At 49.4% G+C, this 16,420-nt stretch carries 13 protein-coding genes and 3 tRNA genes; 11 read left to right on the top strand and 5 right to left on the bottom strand.

The genetic code is table 11. The features are described from left to right. Nucleotides 1–52: 52 nt before the first annotated feature. Nucleotides 53–1,810 carry a DEAD/DEAH box helicase gene (locus SAQUA_RS08960; protein WP_380672728.1) on the top strand — a complete coding sequence of 586 codons (1,758 nt, stop codon included), beginning with the start codon at nucleotides 53–55 and terminating at the stop codon, nucleotides 1,808–1,810. Between the two features lie 162 nt (nucleotides 1,811–1,972). Next, nucleotides 1,973–2,257 carry a 50S ribosomal protein L25 gene (rplY, locus tag SAQUA_RS08955; RefSeq protein ID WP_380672726.1) on the top strand — a complete coding sequence of 95 codons (285 nt, stop codon included), beginning with the start codon at nucleotides 1,973–1,975 and terminating at the stop codon, nucleotides 2,255–2,257. Between the two features lie 90 nt (nucleotides 2,258–2,347). Here rplY and yejK read toward each other — a convergent pair whose 3' ends face one another. Further along, complete coding sequence (gene yejK / locus SAQUA_RS08950) at nucleotides 2,348–3,355, bottom strand: nucleoid-associated protein YejK (RefSeq protein WP_380672724.1); 1,008 nt, start codon at nucleotides 3,353–3,355, stop codon at nucleotides 2,348–2,350. 372 nt (nucleotides 3,356–3,727) lie between these two features. Here yejK and SAQUA_RS08945 point away from each other — a divergent pair, with 372 nt between their 5' ends. The 4 genes from SAQUA_RS08945 (at nucleotide 3,728) to SAQUA_RS08930 (ending at nucleotide 6,632) form a co-directional block, all read left to right on the top strand. Continuing rightward, a complete protein-coding gene (locus tag SAQUA_RS08945) occupies nucleotides 3,728–3,955 on the top strand; it encodes a YejL family protein (protein WP_380672722.1) in 228 nt (75 codons plus the stop codon). A 9-nt stretch (nucleotides 3,956–3,964) separates the two neighbouring features. Continuing rightward, complete coding sequence (gene yejM, locus SAQUA_RS08940; RefSeq protein ID WP_380672720.1) at nucleotides 3,965–5,746, top strand: LPS biosynthesis-modulating metalloenzyme YejM; 1,782 nt, start codon at nucleotides 3,965–3,967, stop codon at nucleotides 5,744–5,746. A 76-nt stretch (nucleotides 5,747–5,822) separates the two neighbouring features. Then, nucleotides 5,823–5,899: transfer RNA gene (locus SAQUA_RS08935), tRNA-Pro, on the top strand. A 490-nt stretch (nucleotides 5,900–6,389) separates the two neighbouring features. After that, nucleotides 6,390–6,632 (top strand): DinI family protein, encoded by a 243-nt coding sequence (locus tag SAQUA_RS08930; protein WP_380672718.1) that lies wholly within the window; start codon nucleotides 6,390–6,392, stop codon nucleotides 6,630–6,632. 174 nt (nucleotides 6,633–6,806) lie between these two features. Here the strand turns inward: SAQUA_RS08930 and SAQUA_RS08925 are convergent. Both SAQUA_RS08925 and SAQUA_RS08920 read right to left on the bottom strand, forming a co-directional pair. Beyond that, a tRNA-Thr gene (locus tag SAQUA_RS08925) sits at nucleotides 6,807–6,882 on the bottom strand. A 326-nt stretch (nucleotides 6,883–7,208) separates the two neighbouring features. Next, nucleotides 7,209–8,303 (bottom strand): succinylglutamate desuccinylase/aspartoacylase family protein, encoded by a 1,095-nt coding sequence (locus tag SAQUA_RS08920; RefSeq protein WP_380672716.1) that lies wholly within the window; start codon nucleotides 8,301–8,303, stop codon nucleotides 7,209–7,211. Nucleotides 8,304–8,630: 327 nt separating this feature from the next. On the opposite strand from SAQUA_RS08920, the gene SAQUA_RS08915 reads away from it, so the two are divergent. From SAQUA_RS08915 to SAQUA_RS08900, 4 genes are all read left to right on the top strand, one after another. Further along, nucleotides 8,631–9,044: a hypothetical protein gene (locus SAQUA_RS08915; RefSeq protein WP_380672714.1), complete on the top strand. Its 414-nt coding sequence runs from the start codon at nucleotides 8,631–8,633 to the stop codon at nucleotides 9,042–9,044. Between the two features lie 295 nt (nucleotides 9,045–9,339). Beyond that, nucleotides 9,340–11,442, top strand: a complete 2,103-nt coding sequence (cstA, locus tag SAQUA_RS08910) for a pyruvate/proton symporter CstA (RefSeq protein ID WP_380672712.1) — start codon at nucleotides 9,340–9,342, stop codon at nucleotides 11,440–11,442. An 81-nt stretch (nucleotides 11,443–11,523) separates the two neighbouring features. Continuing rightward, nucleotides 11,524–11,721: a YbdD/YjiX family protein gene (locus tag SAQUA_RS08905; RefSeq protein ID WP_380672710.1), complete on the top strand. Its 198-nt coding sequence runs from the start codon at nucleotides 11,524–11,526 to the stop codon at nucleotides 11,719–11,721. 48 nt (nucleotides 11,722–11,769) lie between these two features. Continuing rightward, nucleotides 11,770–12,798, top strand: coding sequence for a CobW family GTP-binding protein (locus SAQUA_RS08900; RefSeq protein WP_380672708.1), 1,029 nt, complete (start codon nucleotides 11,770–11,772; stop codon nucleotides 12,796–12,798). Nucleotides 12,799–13,168: 370 nt separating this feature from the next. Here SAQUA_RS08900 and SAQUA_RS08895 read toward each other — a convergent pair. Together SAQUA_RS08895 and ompC are read right to left on the bottom strand one after the other, a co-directional pair. Further along, nucleotides 13,169–13,256: transfer RNA gene (locus tag SAQUA_RS08895), tRNA-Ser, on the bottom strand. A gap of 293 nt (nucleotides 13,257–13,549) precedes the next feature. Next, nucleotides 13,550–14,650: a porin OmpC gene (gene ompC, locus SAQUA_RS08890; RefSeq protein ID WP_380672706.1), complete on the bottom strand. Its 1,101-nt coding sequence runs from the start codon at nucleotides 14,648–14,650 to the stop codon at nucleotides 13,550–13,552. Between the two features lie 602 nt (nucleotides 14,651–15,252). Here ompC and SAQUA_RS08885 point away from each other — a divergent pair. Further along, nucleotides 15,253–16,407, top strand: a complete 1,155-nt coding sequence (locus SAQUA_RS08885) for an MFS transporter (RefSeq protein ID WP_380672704.1) — start codon at nucleotides 15,253–15,255, stop codon at nucleotides 16,405–16,407. Nucleotides 16,408–16,420: the final 13 nt, after the last annotated feature.

The following is a 16,420-nucleotide window of genomic DNA, read 5'->3' as shown; positions in this document are numbered from 1 at the left end:
CATATTGCCAAATGTACGCCCAATGGCCTATTTCAGCGGATGGCACTAACCCATGGCATTTACTCTACGCCCTTACCAGTTGGAAGCTGTCGAAGCCACCATCAACCATTTTCGTCAACGCCCAGAACCCGCACTTATTGTGCTACCAACCGGAGCAGGCAAAAGCCTGGTCATTGCCGAACTGGCTAAACGCGCCCGTGGCCGAGTATTGATACTGGCACACGTCAAAGAACTGGTGGCACAAAACCATAGCAAATACCGTGCTTACGGTCTGGAGGCAGATATTTTTGCCGCCGGGCTACGGCAAAAACAGAGCGCGAGTAAAGTCGTCTTCGGCAGTGTGCAATCGGTGGCACGCAATCTCCCTTTGTTTGATGGTGCTTTTTCATTGTTGATTATCGACGAGTGCCACCGCATCAGCGATGACGATGACAGCCAATACCGGCAAATTATCCAGCACCTGCAAAAAACCAACCCGCAACTGCGCCTGCTCGGCCTAACCGCGACGCCATACCGGTTGGGGAAGGGTTGGATTTATCAATATCACTACCATGGCATTACGCGCGGCGATGGCAACAGCCTGTTTCGCGATTGTATCTACGAGTTACCCCTGCGTTACATGATTAAGCATGGTTTTCTTGTCCCGCCCGAGCGCTTGGATATGCCGATTGTGCAGTATGATTTCAGCCGATTGCAGGCAAGAAGTAACGGGCTATTTAGCGAGGTTGATCTCAACCACGAATTAAAAAAACAAAACCGTATTACACCCCACATCATCAGCCAGATAGTTGAATACGCTCAAACGCGTAAAGGTGTGATGATCTTTGCTTCCACGGTGGAACATGCGCGCGAAATCCAGGGTCTGTTGCCTAAAGGGGAAGCTGCACTTGTTAGTGCCGACACCCCCCCCACAGAGCGCGATGCATTGATTGAAGCTTTCAAACAACAACAGTTACGCTACTTGGTTAACGTAGCCGTGCTGACAACCGGCTTTGATGCGCCGCACGTCGACCTGATCGCCATTTTACGGCCAACGGAATCCGTCAGCCTGTATCAACAGATTGTCGGGCGTGGGTTACGACTTTCCCCCGGTAAGACTGACTGTCTGATCCTCGACTACGCTGGCAACCCGCACGATCTTTTCACCCCAGAAGTAGGCAGCAGTAAACCGCATGCCGACAGTCAACCGGTGCAAGTGTTTTGCCCAAGTTGCGGCTTCGCTAATCTGTTTTGGGGGAAATGTACGGAAAGTGGCGAAATTATCGAGCACTATGGCCGCCGTTGCCAAGGATGGCTAGAGGACGATGAAGGAACACGCGAACAATGCGATTATCGTTTCCGCTTCAAATGCTGCCCACATTGCGGGGCTGAAAATGATATCGCGGCACGCCGTTGTCACCAGTGCCAAGAAGTATTGGTCGATCCCGACGATATGTTAAAAGCCGCCTTGAAATTAAAAGATGCGTTGGTATTGCGCTGTGGCGGTATGGAGCTGCAAAGTGGCCGGGATGAGAAAGGGGAGTGGCTGAAAGCCACCTATTATGATGAAGACGGGACCAGCACCAGCGAGCGTTTTCGTCTGCAAACCCAGGCACAGCGTAAAGCTTTCGAGATGCTTTTTCTGCGCCCTCACCAGCGAGCGCCTGGCATTCCCTTCGGTTGGCAAAGTGCGGCAGATATCATCGATCAACAAGCACACCTTCGCCATCCAGACTTTGTTGTGGCGCGTAAGCGCGGTCAATTCTGGCAGGTGCGTGAAAAAGTTTTTGATTATCAGGGGCGCTTCCGCCGCGCTAATGAACTCTATTAGCCGTAGCAACTGAGTAGAAAGGCAGGTTTTCATTGCCCATAGGGCGGCTTTCCGTTAAAATGCCGCCCGCTTTACCTGGGTTCGCCCGGAGTAAAAGTAGGTTATCGAACCTGTTACTGGGTCGCCTGTAGCAGGGTAAATTTTCTTCTAAGAGAAAAAACAATGTTCACTATCAATGTACAAGTACGTAAAGACCAGGGTAAGGGTGCGAGCCGCCGCCTGCGTGCAGCTAACAAATTCCCAGCTATCGTTTACGGTGGCAAAGAAGCTGCAGTTTCCATCGAATTAGACCATGATTCTGTGAAGAACATGGAACTCAAACCAGAATTCTACAGCGAAGCTATTACTCTGGTTATCGACGGTAAAGAAACCAAAGTTAAGGTTCAGGCTGTTCAGCGTCACGTATTCAAGCCAAAACTGGCTCATATCGACTTCGTTCGCGTTTAATCGCTGCGTCATCGATTTTTCGGGACGCCGAAATAAAAAACGCCGCAATTGCGGCGTTTTTTATGGGTGACGTTCGAGGGGAACAATGGCTTATTTGCCACCCGTTAAACGACGCTGCAACTGGTCCCGCAGGTTCGGTGGCGTACCTTTGATAGTCAGCGTATCTGTAGCGGGGTCCCAAAAAATCCGCTCACCCAATAGCATTGCATCAAAATTCAGGCTTACGCCGCCGCCACTCCCCGCAAACTTGGTCAGTTGACGCAATGTGCCACGATCCGCAGGGAAACTCTCTTCCAGCTGATAACCTTGTTCACTGGAAAACTGCAGGAAATCCTTGTCACCCACAGGGGCAATCTCTTTCGATAAAGCCTGCAACTCAATCTCGTCACCTGCCTGCAATTGCTCGTTACAGTAACTGTAAACCTGTTGACGCACTGACTGGCGTTCGTTTTTATCCAGTTGCGCCTCGGCACAGTAATCGTCTACCGCCTGCAACAAACCACGGTTTTGTGCCTTGGTATCAAGGCCTTCTGCCGCCGCGAGGAAATCCATAAAGAAATCGGAAACCTTGCGCCCTACCCGCCCTTTCAGGAACGTCAGGTAACGCGTGGACTCAGGATTGGTTTCCCATTCGGTCAGGTCTATACGCGCCACAATATCCGCATGGTTGATATTCAAATAATGCGTGGTGCTGATATCCAAGGTTTCATTGACATGCATGCTGTTACAGCTGTTCAACACCGCAATCAGCAAATACTCAACCGCCAGATAGCGATAGTGACCAAAAAGCACTACGCCCCCCTCGGCGAAGGGGTATTTAGCCAGTTCATCGCGCAGACGACCAGTTGCAGCACGGCTAAAAGCAAGGAAGTCTTCTTCACCCTTGCGGCAGCTACGCAGCGCATCCGCCAGTTCGCTCTGTTCGTTGAACAGACCATAAGCCTTGCTCTTGGCGCTGTAAACACGATGCAGCTCTGCCATCATCTCTTCCACCGCTGCATTGGTGGGAAGCAGGGAATCGCGCAGCACCACGTCCAGCGTTTGCTCATCGCGTTTTACCAACTGGTGCAGTGCAATCTGCTCGATATCCAGACTCATGATCATTTCTCCTGTTCTTTGAGCGCGTATTCAAGCACTGAAGGGAGCAGGCCGCAACATAAAAGCGGTGTAAAACATTATACTAAAAATAATTCGAGTTGCAGGACAAAAACGCAATGCATTTTTGAACAGCGCTTGAGCTGGCCCCGCAGGCGCGGGGCCCAGAATTGGGCCGAGTAACGCGGCAACGCAACGAACCCCAAGAGCTTACTCAAGTAAGTGACTGGGGTGAGTGAGGAGCCAGCACCCATGCAACTTGAGGTATGACGAATATATTCATTTCCTTAACCATCTTCACGCTATAAAAGAGCAGAAAATCACGCCCCTATACGGTAAGATATGGAACTTTGTCAGGCTTTGAGCACAATCTTTATGCCACAATCATCTCGTTACAGTGACGAACACGTTGAACAATTGCTCTCTGAGCTGGTCAATGTTTTGGAAAAACACCATACTCCCACCGATCTCTCTTTGATGGTGCTGGGTAATATGGTAACCAACCTGATCAACACCAGTATCTCTCCCGCTCAGCGGAAGTCACTGGCCAGATCGTTCGCTGAAGCCCTTCAGGCTTCTATTAGTGAAGATAAAGCGCATTAATAATTATTTATGGTGACAAACCGACAGCGATATCGTGAAAAAGTCTCCCAGATGATCAGTTGGGGGCACTGGTTCGCCTTATTTAATATCCTGCTCAGTATTGGGCTGGGTAGCCGTTACCTGTTTGTCACCGACTGGCCTTCCTCGCTGCTGGGCCGCATTTATGCGTTTGTCAGCCTGATTGGCCAGTTCAGCTTTATCGTTTTTGCCGTCTATCTGCTGATTATCTTCCCCCTCACCTTTGTGGTGATGTCACAACGCCTATTGCGATTTATTTCTGCTGCGTTAGCCACCGCAGGGTTGACGTTGCTGTTGGTCGATAGCCAGGTATTCACCAATTTTCACCTTCACCTTAACCCGGTGGTATGGGAACTGGTGATTAACCCGGATCAGAGTGAACCTGCTCGCGACTGGCAATGGGTCTTTATCGGCGTGCCAGTGATCTTCCTGATAGAAATGCTCTTCGCCACCTGGAGCTGGCAGAAACTGCGCAGCCTTAACCGGCGCAGCTTTGGCAAACCACTAGCGGTAGTGTTTATGTGCTCGTTCTTTGCCTCGCATCTGATTTATATCTGGGCAGATGCTAACTTCTATCGTCCGATAACCATGCAACGCGCCAATCTCCCGCTCTCTTACCCAATGACTGCGCGTAAATTCCTGGAAAAGCATGGTCTGCTCGATCCTCAAGAATACGAGCGCCGTCTGGTACAGCAGGGTAACCCTGATGCTGTAGCGGTTGAGTACCCTCTGAGCGACCTGAACTACAGCGGCAAAGGCAGTGGTTACAACTTGCTGATGATTGTGGTTAATAGCGTCCGGGCCAAGGATATGGCGCAAGATATGCCCAACCTGACCCGCTTTGCACAAGATAATATTCGTTTCAACGATCATTACAGTTCTGGTAATCATGCGGATACCGGGTTGTTTGGTCTGTTCTACGGTATTTCGCCGACTTATTTGGATGGTATCCTTGCAGGGCGTAAACCTTCCGCCTTGATTAGTGCACTGAGCACTCAAGGTTATCAGTTCGGTCTGTTCTCGTCCGACGGCTTTGATGCTGCGCTCTATCGCCAGGCACTGTTGGCTGATTTTTCTCTGCCGCCGGAACCTTTCGTGCAGAACGATGCGGCGACTACCCACCAGTGGCAAAACTGGTTGGCAGAGAAAGATAATAACGTTCCCTGGTTCGCTTACATCAACTTCAGCGGGAATAAATTGCCAAGTGGCAGTGCAACACAGCCTGATGCTTTCAGGCAGAGTTATCGCTCAAGTGCACAAAATGTCGATGCGCAGATTGCTCAAGTGTTGGCAACGCTACAAGAGAAAGGCTTGCTGGATAAAACCGTGGTAGTGATCACCGCCGAAAACGGAGTGGAATTCGATGATACCGGCAAAGGTAATTGGGGAGCAGGTAGTAACTTTAGCCGCGCTCAGTTGCAGGTTCCTTTAGTGGTCCACTGGCCTGGTACACCAGCGCAAACCATCAATAAGCTGACAAATCACAATGATGTTATGCGCACGTTGATGCAGCGCCTGTTGCATGTCAAAACCAACGCCAACGATTACTCACAGGGCGAAGACCTGTTTGCCGCACAGCGCAAGAATAACTGGGTGGCTAGCGGTAACCGCAGCAAGTTGGTGATCACAACACCAACGCAAACCTTGGTCCTTGATGGCAATGGCAGTTACCATGCCTATGACCAGAATGGTAACGAGATAAAAGACGAAAAACCCCAGCTAGGGCTGTTGTTGCAGGTCTTAACCGACATTAAACGCTTTATTGCAAACTAACTGCTTAAAACTAAAGCGATCGGTACTGCATTGGCTTGAATTCGCGAATGGAAACGGTAGTATAGTCGCACTGCGTCGGCATGTAGCGCAGCCTGGTAGCGCACCGTCATGGGGTGTCGGGGGTCGGAGGTTCGAATCCTCTCATGCCGACCAAACACTTATTCGGATAGTAACGGTTACTTTACTATCGGAAACATCATAAAAACCCGCAGCCTGATTAGGTTTGCGGGTTTTTTATTGCCTGTTATCGTTCGGTATGTCATTGTTTTAGCCCGATACTTTGGGACTAAACAAGGGACTCCAGCTCTGTAGGCCCATAAATGCGTAGTCCCTTCGGTTACAATTTTTTCTACCCTTCCCCCGTTTAGCCCTTCAAGCACCATTAGTGTCAGTTGCCCTTTATCACCCCTGTCACTTGCTTTATCAAAACCCTGAGGCTCACCCTTCGTGCTGCGCAAGCGCTGTGCAAATCAGTTTCTGACCGGTTTGTCGCCCAGTGGCCACTTACATGCCACTTGAGCTGACTTGAGTAAGCCGCCCCCCGTAAAAAATTTTGCTTCATCTGGCACGATTCCTCTTGCGTTTACCCCTAATCTCCGGTCAAAATAACTGTATACATAAACAGTAATTTAGGGGTTTAGCCATGTTTGTTGAGTTAGTGTTTGATAAGCGTAATGTCACAGGTATCCTGGGCGCTGATGAGATTATTAAGGCTGAACTGACCAAACGGGTACACCGGATTTTCCCTGGGGCTGAGGTGAAAGTAAAACCGATGCAGGCAAACAGCCTCAACTCCGACGCCAGCAAAAGTGACAGAGAAAAACTGAATCGGCTGCTGGAGGAGATGTTCGAAGAATCGGACCAATGGTTGGTCACCGATATTTAGTCTTTGCTGGTCAGGCTTAAGAAAGCCCGCGCAGGGTTATCAACAGGTGCGGGTTTTCATTTGGCTTATAACTGCGGGTTAGCACTTCTGCCGAAACCATGTATCTATGCGGAAAGATTGTCTGGCAGGCATAAAAAAGAGGCCCTAACATTTCTGCTAGGGCCTCTCTTTGTCTGGTGCCGGCTACCGGAATCGAACTGGTGACCTACTGATTACAAGTCAGTTGCTCTACCTACTGAGCTAAGCCGGCGAAATCTTTCTGGAAATGAACTTTTCCGTGGAGCGAAATATAATACAGCCCAGCAGGAACAATCAAGGGCAATCAACAGATCATTTATCACTTCGCCTAAAAAAACATCTTCTCGACAATTTTTTGTACGAACGACTTATTAACTGCGGAAAAAGATTGATTAACGCCACAACGCTAACTTGAGTTGTAGCAAACATATTCCCCCTCTAAATTATCTTCAAAGGGGAAATGGCACTATACCCAAGTTACTTCAAGTGCATGTAAACGGCCACAAAGTGGCAATGCCCAGCATGGGACGACGCCCATGCAGGACAGGTATACATCAATTAACAACCATCAGCACACTGTGGGTCAGGATTATTAAACAGGATGCGCACCAGCAATCCTCGCGCTTCACGCAGTGGGTCATTGCCTATCGCCAATACCTTGCCATCATGGCTAGCGGTATATTCACGAATGGTGTCGCCAAATGCATTACGTTGGATCGCCACCTTCTGCCCTTTCACCACCGAGTCACCGACTTTCACCAATATCTCGGCAAATCCCCCCACTTCCGCACGAATAGAGCTCATTTCATTGCCAACAAAGGTTTTTTGCTCTTTGGCAGTTGCGCCCAACTTCCCGTCAATCATACCTTGTTGGATCATCAGGTTATTTACCCCAACCAAGCTACGCGCAATCAACTCAGGCTGATATAACTTGGGCTTGCCGATTTCCAACGTAATGGCAGGGATCTTGTTTTCAACGAAAGTGGTTTCCACCGAACCTTTCTCACCCGGATCGGCCTTAATCTGGTCCGCCGGGAACAACTCGGCCATCTGCTTCACCTGCGGGTTACGGTAATCGGCATAGATAAACAGTGGGTATTCTGTCCCTCGGCTCTGCGTATGCATATCGACGAACATTGCCGCATTACCCGCCCACAGATTGTTCCACAGCAACCAGGCGTGCTGTTCTGCGCTATTCCCTTTCTCTTTGCCCGGCCAGATACGGTTAAAATCGACCATATCGCCGCCGTCATTTACTAACTGCCAGTTACGGTTGTTGGCCAACATACCGGAAGGGTTAGCGCCGATGGCACCGACAACAGTGCCTTTCAACTGTGCCGGATCCAGCTTTTCGAATACCTGTTGGATTACCCGGGTTCCGTTCAGTTCATCACCATGAATCGCCGCTTGCAGACCCAGTTTTGGCCCAGGCTGTGCCCCTTTAGCGACCAGAACCGGCACGTACCAATGCTGGCCGATCCCATTGCTGACGCCCTGGAACATAAAGCGATAAACCTTCCCTGCTTCCAGATCGTCGACATCCAATTTACTGATGACCGGATTACCGTCAATCTTGTCCCCGGTATAAACCGTTGCTGCCTGAGCATTAAGCGCTCCTGCGAGAAACACAGCCAACATCGTCACTTTATACATAAATATCCCCATTGGTATTATTAAAGAACCTAAAAAAACATCATGGTCAAGCAGTAAGCGGAAGAGTCTGCCTCGAAAATAAGTCCCGAAAGGCTGACGACCGTCTTTAGTTTAAGCATCAACATATTGGCCTCACACGCTAAAGCGGGCAATAGGCCCAATGCAGAGATTGACTAAGAACTTTCCTCGTCAACATACCTTGTACACGGTGTCAGCTAGCCGAAAACCAAAGAATAACATAGGGAAATATTTGCCAATCTAGCCAAATTCTCAAATTTGTCAGCAAGTTGGAGTCTTATAATCAAAGGGTATTTTATCGGTGCTAACATGAGCAACCACAAGACCAGTGATAAACAGATCAACGGCGCGATGTTATCAACTGGGGTGTCAGAAATGCGCTGCCGCCCATTTTCTTTCAGAGAACAAACTCCACCGTTTAGGGCAGGTCCCGCCCCATCGAACATCGTTGATGCCTATTATCCGATTGGCTCGATCCAAATCCCGGCAAGGCGTCAGCCAATCGTCCTGCATCGTGATGCTGTTTCCGGTGGTTATATGACTCTGGGAACGGTTATCAGTTGTGACCTGGATATTCTCGCCCAACTCCCCCCGTATGCGAAAGTCCGCTTCAAAGCGGTAAACATGGCACAAGCTTTGGCCGCACGACATACGAGTAACCAGCGATTACGGCAGGTGAAAGACTTTCTGCTGGGCAAGGAGGAGAACGGGCAGGAAAGATAACTCCAGCAGGGTAAGACTCTGGCCTATCTTCTCTGACAGGCCAGGGTCTCTCTCTCGACAGGCGGTTAGGGACAGCACGGTAACCTAATAATAGTTAGGATAATTCGCAGGTATCATGCATAAAATGTTCTAGAGCTACATGAGTTATTACCATTCTAGTGATCAACGTATCAATATGAACATTTAGATGGCAAGAAGGCTCTGCATAGCCGACGTTAACAATATAGAGTCACTAGGTTTTTAACTTAGAAAATAATACGCCTCTGGTTGTAACAATAACGTTGGACTCACACTTATGAATCTAAAAAAACACGCAGTATGGATAGTGCTAGCACTCGTGGGTGCGTTTGCCCTCGGGTATATCGCACTTAACCGTGGCGAAAGAATCAACGCATTGTGGATAGTTGTTGCGGCGGTATGCGTCTATCTGATCGCTTATCGCTATTACGCTTTATTTATCGCAGAACGCGTTTTATCCGTAGACTCCACCCGTATGACCCCAGCGATCCGTCATAACGATGGGCTGGATTATGTCCCTACCGACAAAAAAGTCCTGTTTGGTCACCACTTTGCCGCGATTGCCGGTGCGGGGCCACTGGTTGGGCCGGTATTGGCCGCACAAATGGGCTACCTGCCGGGTATGCTTTGGCTGTTGGCCGGTGTGGTTTTTGCCGGAGCAGTCCAGGACTTTATGGTGCTGTTCGTCTCTACCCGCCGCGATGGCCGCTCTCTGGGTGAACTGGTCAAAGATGAAATGGGCAATACCGCTGGCGTTATTGCGCTGGTTGCCTGCTTTATGATCATGGTGATCATTCTGGCGGTTCTGGCAATGATCGTGGTGAAAGCCCTCGCCCATAGCCCATGGGGAACCTATACGGTTGCCTTTACCATCCCCCTGGCGCTATTCATGGGGGTTTATAGCCGTTATATCAGGCCTGGCCGCATCGGTGAAGTATCCATTATCGGGCTGGTATTTCTGATATTTGCTATCATTTCCGGCGGTTGGGTGGCCGAAAGCCCTATCTGGGCACCTTACTTTGACTTCACCGGTGTGCAGTTGACCTGGATCCTGGTCGGTTATGGCTTCGTTGCTGCCGTTCTGCCGGTATGGTTGCTGTTGGCACCGCGCGATTACCTCTCCACCTTCTTGAAAATCGGTACTATTGTTGGTTTAGCCATCGGTATTCTGGTAGTCCGTCCGATGCTGGAAATGCCCGCGCTCACCAAGTTTGTTGACGGTACTGGCCCAGTGTGGACCGGTAACCTGTTCCCGTTCCTGTTCATCACTATCGCCTGTGGCGCGGTTTCGGGTTTCCATGCGCTGATCGCTTCCGGGACAACGCCGAAGATGCTGGCCAATGAAAACCAGGCCCGCTTTATCGGTTACGGCGGCATGCTGATGGAGTCTTTCGTCGCTATTATGGCGCTGGTTGCCGCTTGTGTGATCGATCCGGGCGTGTACTTTGCCATGAACAGCCCGCTAGCACTCCTGGCTCCCGCAGGCACAACCGATGTTGTGGCCTCGGCCGCTTCCGTGGTCAGCAGTTGGGGCTTCCTGGTGACGCCAGAAACCCTGCAAACCATCGCTAATGAGGTAGGAGAACAGAGTATTATCTCCCGTGCGGGTGGTGCACCAACGCTGGCTGTCGGTATGGCTTATATATTACACGGTGCGCTGGGAGGCTTAATGGAAGTCTCCTTCTGGTATCACTTCGCCATCCTGTTTGAGGCACTGTTTATCCTGACCGCCGTTGATGCCGGTACACGCGCCGCACGCTTTATGCTGCAGGATCTGCTGGGCGTGGTCGCTCCTTCGATGAAGAGAACCGACTCATTACCCGCTAACCTGATTGCGACAGCGTTGTGCGTCATGGCCTGGGGATACTTCCTGCACCAGGGCGTGGTAGATCCGCTCGGCGGGATTAACACACTGTGGCCTCTGTTCGGGATTGCTAACCAGATGCTGGCAGCAATGGCGCTGTCACTGTGTGCCGTGGTGCTGTTCAAGATGAAAAGACAGCGCTACGCATGGGTGGCTCTGGTGCCAACCTCATGGTTACTGGTTTGTACTCTCACCGCAGGCTGGCAAAAATCGTTCAGCGAAGATACTCGCGTAGGCTTCCTGGCTATCGCCAACAAGTTCCAGGCAATGATTGACAGTGGTAATATCCCACCACAGTACACCGAATCCCAGTTGACCCAGTTAGTGTTCAACAACCGGCTTGACGCAGGGCTGACGATGTTCTTTATGGTTGTGGTGGTGGTTATCGCCTACTTCTCTATAAAAACGGCCCTTCAGTCACTGAAGACCGAAAAACCTACGGCTAACGAAACACCGTACGAGCCGATGCCAGAAAGTTATAACGACGCAGTAAGCAATGCTAAGACGGCACATTAATGCTGGCGCTGTACATTTAGCGGTATAATGAGACTGATGGGTATTAGCCCATCAGTCTTTCGCATCCATTGAGGTGGTAAAATGTTTGAAACTCTTGCCAAAGCCGGTAAATATCTTGGGCAGACCGCCAAACTGATGGTAGGCGTACCGGATTATGATAATTATGTTCAGCACGTGCGCTTAACCCACCCTGAACAGACACCGATGACATATGAAGAATTTTTCCGTGAACGCCAAGATGCGCGCTACGGAGGCAAAGGCGGAGCACGGTGCTGTTAGGATGCACCTAAATTCTGGACGAACGCCCTTAACCTTTGAGAGTAAACAATGAACAATGCTGTACCAGTGACCATCCTGAGTGGTTTTTTAGGCTCAGGCAAAACCACGCTGATTAATTACCTTCTCGCCCATAACGATAACCAGCCTATTGCAATTTTAGAGAATGAATTTGGTGCCGTCAGCATTGACGGTGACCTGCTGCGTGGCGGGGAAAACGTCAATATCGTAGAACTGAGTAATGGTTGCGTTTGCTGCAGCGTGCGCGGGGAATTCACCGAAGCCTTGCATGAAATGCTCGATAAGCGTGAGCAAGGGATACTGAATTTTGATCGGTTGATCGTTGAAACTACCGGGCTGGCTGACCCCGCCCCGATTGTTCAAACCTTTTTTATTGATGAACGCCTGCGGGACGCAATGCACCTTGACGCCGTCATCACTCTTGCTGACTGTGAGCATCTGCAACGCCAACTTAATGAGCATCGAGTTGCTGCATCACAAATTGGTTTTGCCGATCGCATACTGCTGACCAAGACCGATCGGGTTGATGAGCCATTAAAAGCGCAGACCATCCAACGTATTCATCAGATCAACAACAAAGCCGAAATTTTCGAGATCGTGCAAGGTGAGTGCCCGCCTTCACTGTGGCTGGATATCCATGCTTTCGAACTCAGTGACAACATCGATGTCACCATAGGCTCACACAAGATCCTCCCCACCGAGCCTCAACCGATGAAGTTTCAGGCTTTTCGACCCGTGCCAAAAGCGGCTATGCAATCTTGGAGCGATGATATCCAGGCTCACGTTTTTGAGGCCGGAGAACTGGACTTGAAGAAAATTGGCGCATTTATGGAGAGCATCGTTGAGCAGCACGGCAACGATATGCTGCGCTATAAAGGCGTACTGGCCATTGCGGGCAACCCACAGCGCCTGATCGTGCAAGGCATCCACAAAGTGGTAGGTTTCGATTACGGTTCAGAATGGGGTCCAGATAAGCAACCTCATTCCCGTTTGGTGATCATTGGCCGATATTTGCCAATTGATTCATTACGCGAAGGGTTTATGGCTGCTGGGGCGTGAATCTGTAAGCCGCCTTACTGCCTAAGTTGGTTTAGGCTGTGTCTCTCAATTGCAAGTGAGCGCCGCTGGTGGTCATTTGCGCGCAGGGCAAGGCGTGAGCCGCGAGGTTTGGTGGACCAAATAAGCGGCGAACAACGCAGCAATGCGCGTAAATGGCCCCAGCCCGAAGGGTCGCGCCCCAAAAGCACGTTCGAAGTAAGGTCGGGCTTGAACAGAGGGCCACTCTGCCCTTCACCCTCCGCCTTGATAACGGGCTTTTGGGTCTGCGACGGCACCACGGGCAATTGAGGGACACAGCCTAGTAAGATCTCGGGGTATAAACCCATAAAACCAAAAACCCCAAGCTCATCATAAGCTTGGGGTCTATATTTGGCGGAAGGACAGAGATTCGAACTCTGGGAGCTGTTACACTCGACGGTTTTCAAGACCGTTGCCTTAAACCACTCGGCCATCCTTCCAATGGGCGCAGATAATAACGATGCGGCCGTACAATGTCTATCGTTTTCATACAAAAAAATGCGTTATCGCGTTCATTTGCTTAAATTTCAGACCAATGGTGGTCAAGAAATAGTTTAGCTGATTCGGGGAAGCTCTTTCAACCAATGTGCTGGCCATTATTTGAACACCGTATAGTCACAAAAATGGATCAAATACAGAGAGGCTCTCAGTAGTTAGCCCAAATACCTGGCTTAATCGACCGCACAGCAAAAAGCGGCCCGAAGGCCGCTTCATCAGAGTAGTACGCTTTGGATTAGAACTGGTAGACAATACCTGTACCGACCACATTGTCAGTGGCGATACCCGCAGCCTCGTTGAATTCATTTTTATCCAGCAGGTTGATTTTATAATCAACATAAGTGGACATGTTTTTGTTGAAGTGGTAGGTAGCGCCCAGATCAATAAACTTAACCAGGTCCTGTGAACCGTAGCCGTGTTCAATATTCTTACCTTTAGATTGCAGGTAAGAGATTGAAGGACGTAGACCAAAATCAAACTGGTATTGTGCAACCAGTTCAATATTCTGTGCTTTATTAGCAAAACCATAAGCACTGTTAGTTTTACTACCGAAGTGGGTCGCATTATAAGACTGGGTATACAATGCTGCCAGATAAAGGTTATTGGCGTCGTATTTCAATGCACCGGTATAGGCCTCGGCTCTGCTACCGTGTCCCAGGACCGTATCAGCGTTCTGATCGTCAGTACGTTTTGAGTTAAAGAACGCGCCCCCTGCGCTTATACCGTAGCCCAGGTCGTAGGAAACGGACATACCGTAACCGTCACCATTTTGCGCTAATACAGTACGGCCATTATTACTTTCGGTCGCATTACCGTTTTTACCCTGATATTGCAGGGCAAAATGTAGGCCATCAACCAAACCAAAGAAATTATTATTACGATACGTCAGTACACCATTAGCACGCTGGAACATGAAATTGTCTTCGGTATAATTCGGTCCGCCAAATTCAGGTAAAACATCTGTCCAAGCGGCGACGTCGTACATTACACCGTAGTTGCGGCCATAATCCAGTGAACCATAATCACCAAACTTCAGACCAGCAAAACCCAGACGACTAAAGGAATCATTTTTGGCTTCAGTCTGGTTCAACTTGACTTCATATTCCCACTGACCATATCCCGTCAATTGCTTATTGATCTGAGTTTCGCCATTAAACCCAAAGCGCATGTAGGATTTATCACCATCGTTACTGCGGTCTTTGGAGAAATAGTGAAGACCATCAATCATACCGTTTAAATTCAGTTTATTGCCGTCTTTATTGTATATTTCTGCTGCACCCGCTGTACCAGCCACCAGTATGGCGGGAATGATCAGGGAAAGCACTCGAAGTTTCATCGTTATTATCCTCTTAAATGATGCCTAGCCACGGCCACTGCTCTTATGAGCATTGTTAACACAATAATACATAACTATTTTGAGGATCCCGCTGGGATTAATCTATAAATAAAATGATACCAAGTATCCAATAGTGTTTCATTTTAACAAACAAGAGTTTCACAATGTAAACCTTGAGGAATATTAATGGCGAGATGAATTTTCACAACAAATTTAAATGATATAGCATTCAAAAAACAAATGTGTTTTTTATTTGAAAAGTAAAAACATAAGCACTTACAATTAATAAATAATACGCACACAATGTTAGTATGAAATTTAAAATACAGCATTAGAATAGCTCTGCTTTCATCATTTTTTCATTATTACCTTCATTACCTGCAAGGTAACTGCGTTACTTATCACCGGCCTCTGGCCGGTTTTTTTTCCTCACATTAAAAATCATCAAAGAACCTGCCTTTGACAAAATCAGGATCGATAAAAGGCCGGGTAGCTGCCATAAAGGTACACCGCCGAGTACGAATCCTTTCGACCCCAACCGCTGAATGTGATAGAAACAGGGTTAATTCCAACCACTAAGCAGAACCGTTCCCGACACCCACATGACATTCACTCTATGTACCGAAAAACCACAGCCTGGCGTGCCGGAACAGGTTGCTACTCGCCTGGCATTTTTCATTGCCGGTCTTGGCATGGCTACCTGGGCACCATTGGTGCCTTTTGCTAAAACACGTATCGATATTGATGATGCTTCGTTAGGTTTGCTTCTGCTATGTATCGGAGTGGGTTCGATCATGGCAATGCCTCTAACCGGATTATTAACGGGTAAGTTCGGTTGCAGACGCGTGATCCTATTGGCAGCAATAGCACTTTGCATCGACCTGCCGCTGTTGGTCTTGATGGATTCAACCTTGGGAATGGCATTGGCGTTGCTGTTCTTCGGTGCCGCTATCGGGATGGTTGACGTTGCCATGAACATTCAGGCCGTTGTGGTTGAGCGTGCCAGCGGGCGCGCGATGATGTCTGGTTTCCATGGTTTTTTCAGCGTTGGCGGCATCGCCGGGGCTGGCGGGGTCAGTGCACTACTGTGGTTGGGGCTTGGAGCACTGCAAGCGACGCTATGCGCCGTTGTTGTCATTCTGATATTGCTTTTCATTGCCAGCAAAAACCTGCTGCGCGAAAGTGGTGGCGATAAAGAAGGCCCTATGTTTGTCCTACCGCGTGGTTGGGTTATGTTCATTGGTCTGCTGTGCTTCATCATGTTTCTTGCCGAGGGTTCGATGCTTGACTGGAGCGCGCTGTTCCTCACTACAATGCGGGGTATGGATCACAACCAGGCAGGATTGGGTTATGCCCTGTTTTCTATTGCCATGACCTTGGGAAGATTGAATGGCGACCGTATCGTTAATGCAATGGGAAGATACCGGGTATTATTGCTGGGCAGTCTGTGTGCTGCATTCGGGCTGGTACTGGCCATCGCCGTAGGCAACGTAGCGGCTTCATTGGCGGGTTTTATGCTAGTCGGCCTCGGCGCTTCCAACGTCGTCCCAATATTATTTACCGCTGCAGGTAATCAACGAGTCATGCCCGCTAACCTGGCTATAGCCTCGGTCACTACAGTTGGCTATACCGGTATTCTTGCTGGTCCTGCATTGATCGGTTTTATCGCACAGATCTCCAGCCTGACGTTTGCCTTTGCCTGCGTTGCAGCATCGTTGCTGATTGTTACCGCCAGCGCAAAAGCGATAACCCGTTAATTTCAGGAACGTG

Origin of the sequence: Serratia aquatilis, assembly GCF_044865145.1 — a bacterium.
GTDB lineage: Bacteria > Pseudomonadota > Gammaproteobacteria > Enterobacterales > Enterobacteriaceae > Chania > Chania aquatilis.
This window is presented reverse-complemented; position numbering and strand designations above follow the sequence as displayed.

Excerpts from the sequence above, each read along its gene's own strand:
- yejM (WP_380672720.1), top strand. The coding sequence starts at position 3,965 with ATGGTGACAAACCGACAGCGATATCGTGAAAAAGTCTCCCAGATGATC.
- cstA (WP_380672712.1), top strand. The coding sequence starts at position 9,340 with ATGAATCTAAAAAAACACGCAGTATGGATAGTGCTAGCACTCGTGGGT.
- SAQUA_RS08930 (WP_380672718.1), top strand. The coding sequence starts at position 6,390 with ATGTTTGTTGAGTTAGTGTTTGATAAGCGTAATGTCACAGGTATCCTG.
- SAQUA_RS08900 (WP_380672708.1), top strand. The coding sequence starts at position 11,770 with ATGAACAATGCTGTACCAGTGACCATCCTGAGTGGTTTTTTAGGCTCA.
- yejK (WP_380672724.1), bottom strand. The coding sequence starts at position 3,355 with ATGAGTCTGGATATCGAGCAGATTGCACTGCACCAGTTGGTAAAACGC.
- SAQUA_RS08960 (WP_380672728.1), top strand. The coding sequence starts at position 53 with ATGGCATTTACTCTACGCCCTTACCAGTTGGAAGCTGTCGAAGCCACC.
- SAQUA_RS08905 (WP_380672710.1), top strand. The coding sequence starts at position 11,524 with ATGTTTGAAACTCTTGCCAAAGCCGGTAAATATCTTGGGCAGACCGCC.
- ompC (WP_380672706.1), bottom strand. The coding sequence starts at position 14,650 with ATGAAACTTCGAGTGCTTTCCCTGATCATTCCCGCCATACTGGTGGCT.
- SAQUA_RS08885 (WP_380672704.1), top strand. The coding sequence starts at position 15,253 with ATGACATTCACTCTATGTACCGAAAAACCACAGCCTGGCGTGCCGGAA.
- rplY (WP_380672726.1), top strand. The coding sequence starts at position 1,973 with ATGTTCACTATCAATGTACAAGTACGTAAAGACCAGGGTAAGGGTGCG.
- SAQUA_RS08920 (WP_380672716.1), bottom strand. The coding sequence starts at position 8,303 with ATGTATAAAGTGACGATGTTGGCTGTGTTTCTCGCAGGAGCGCTTAAT.
- SAQUA_RS08915 (WP_380672714.1), top strand. The coding sequence starts at position 8,631 with ATGAGCAACCACAAGACCAGTGATAAACAGATCAACGGCGCGATGTTA.
- SAQUA_RS08945 (WP_380672722.1), top strand. The coding sequence starts at position 3,728 with ATGCCACAATCATCTCGTTACAGTGACGAACACGTTGAACAATTGCTC.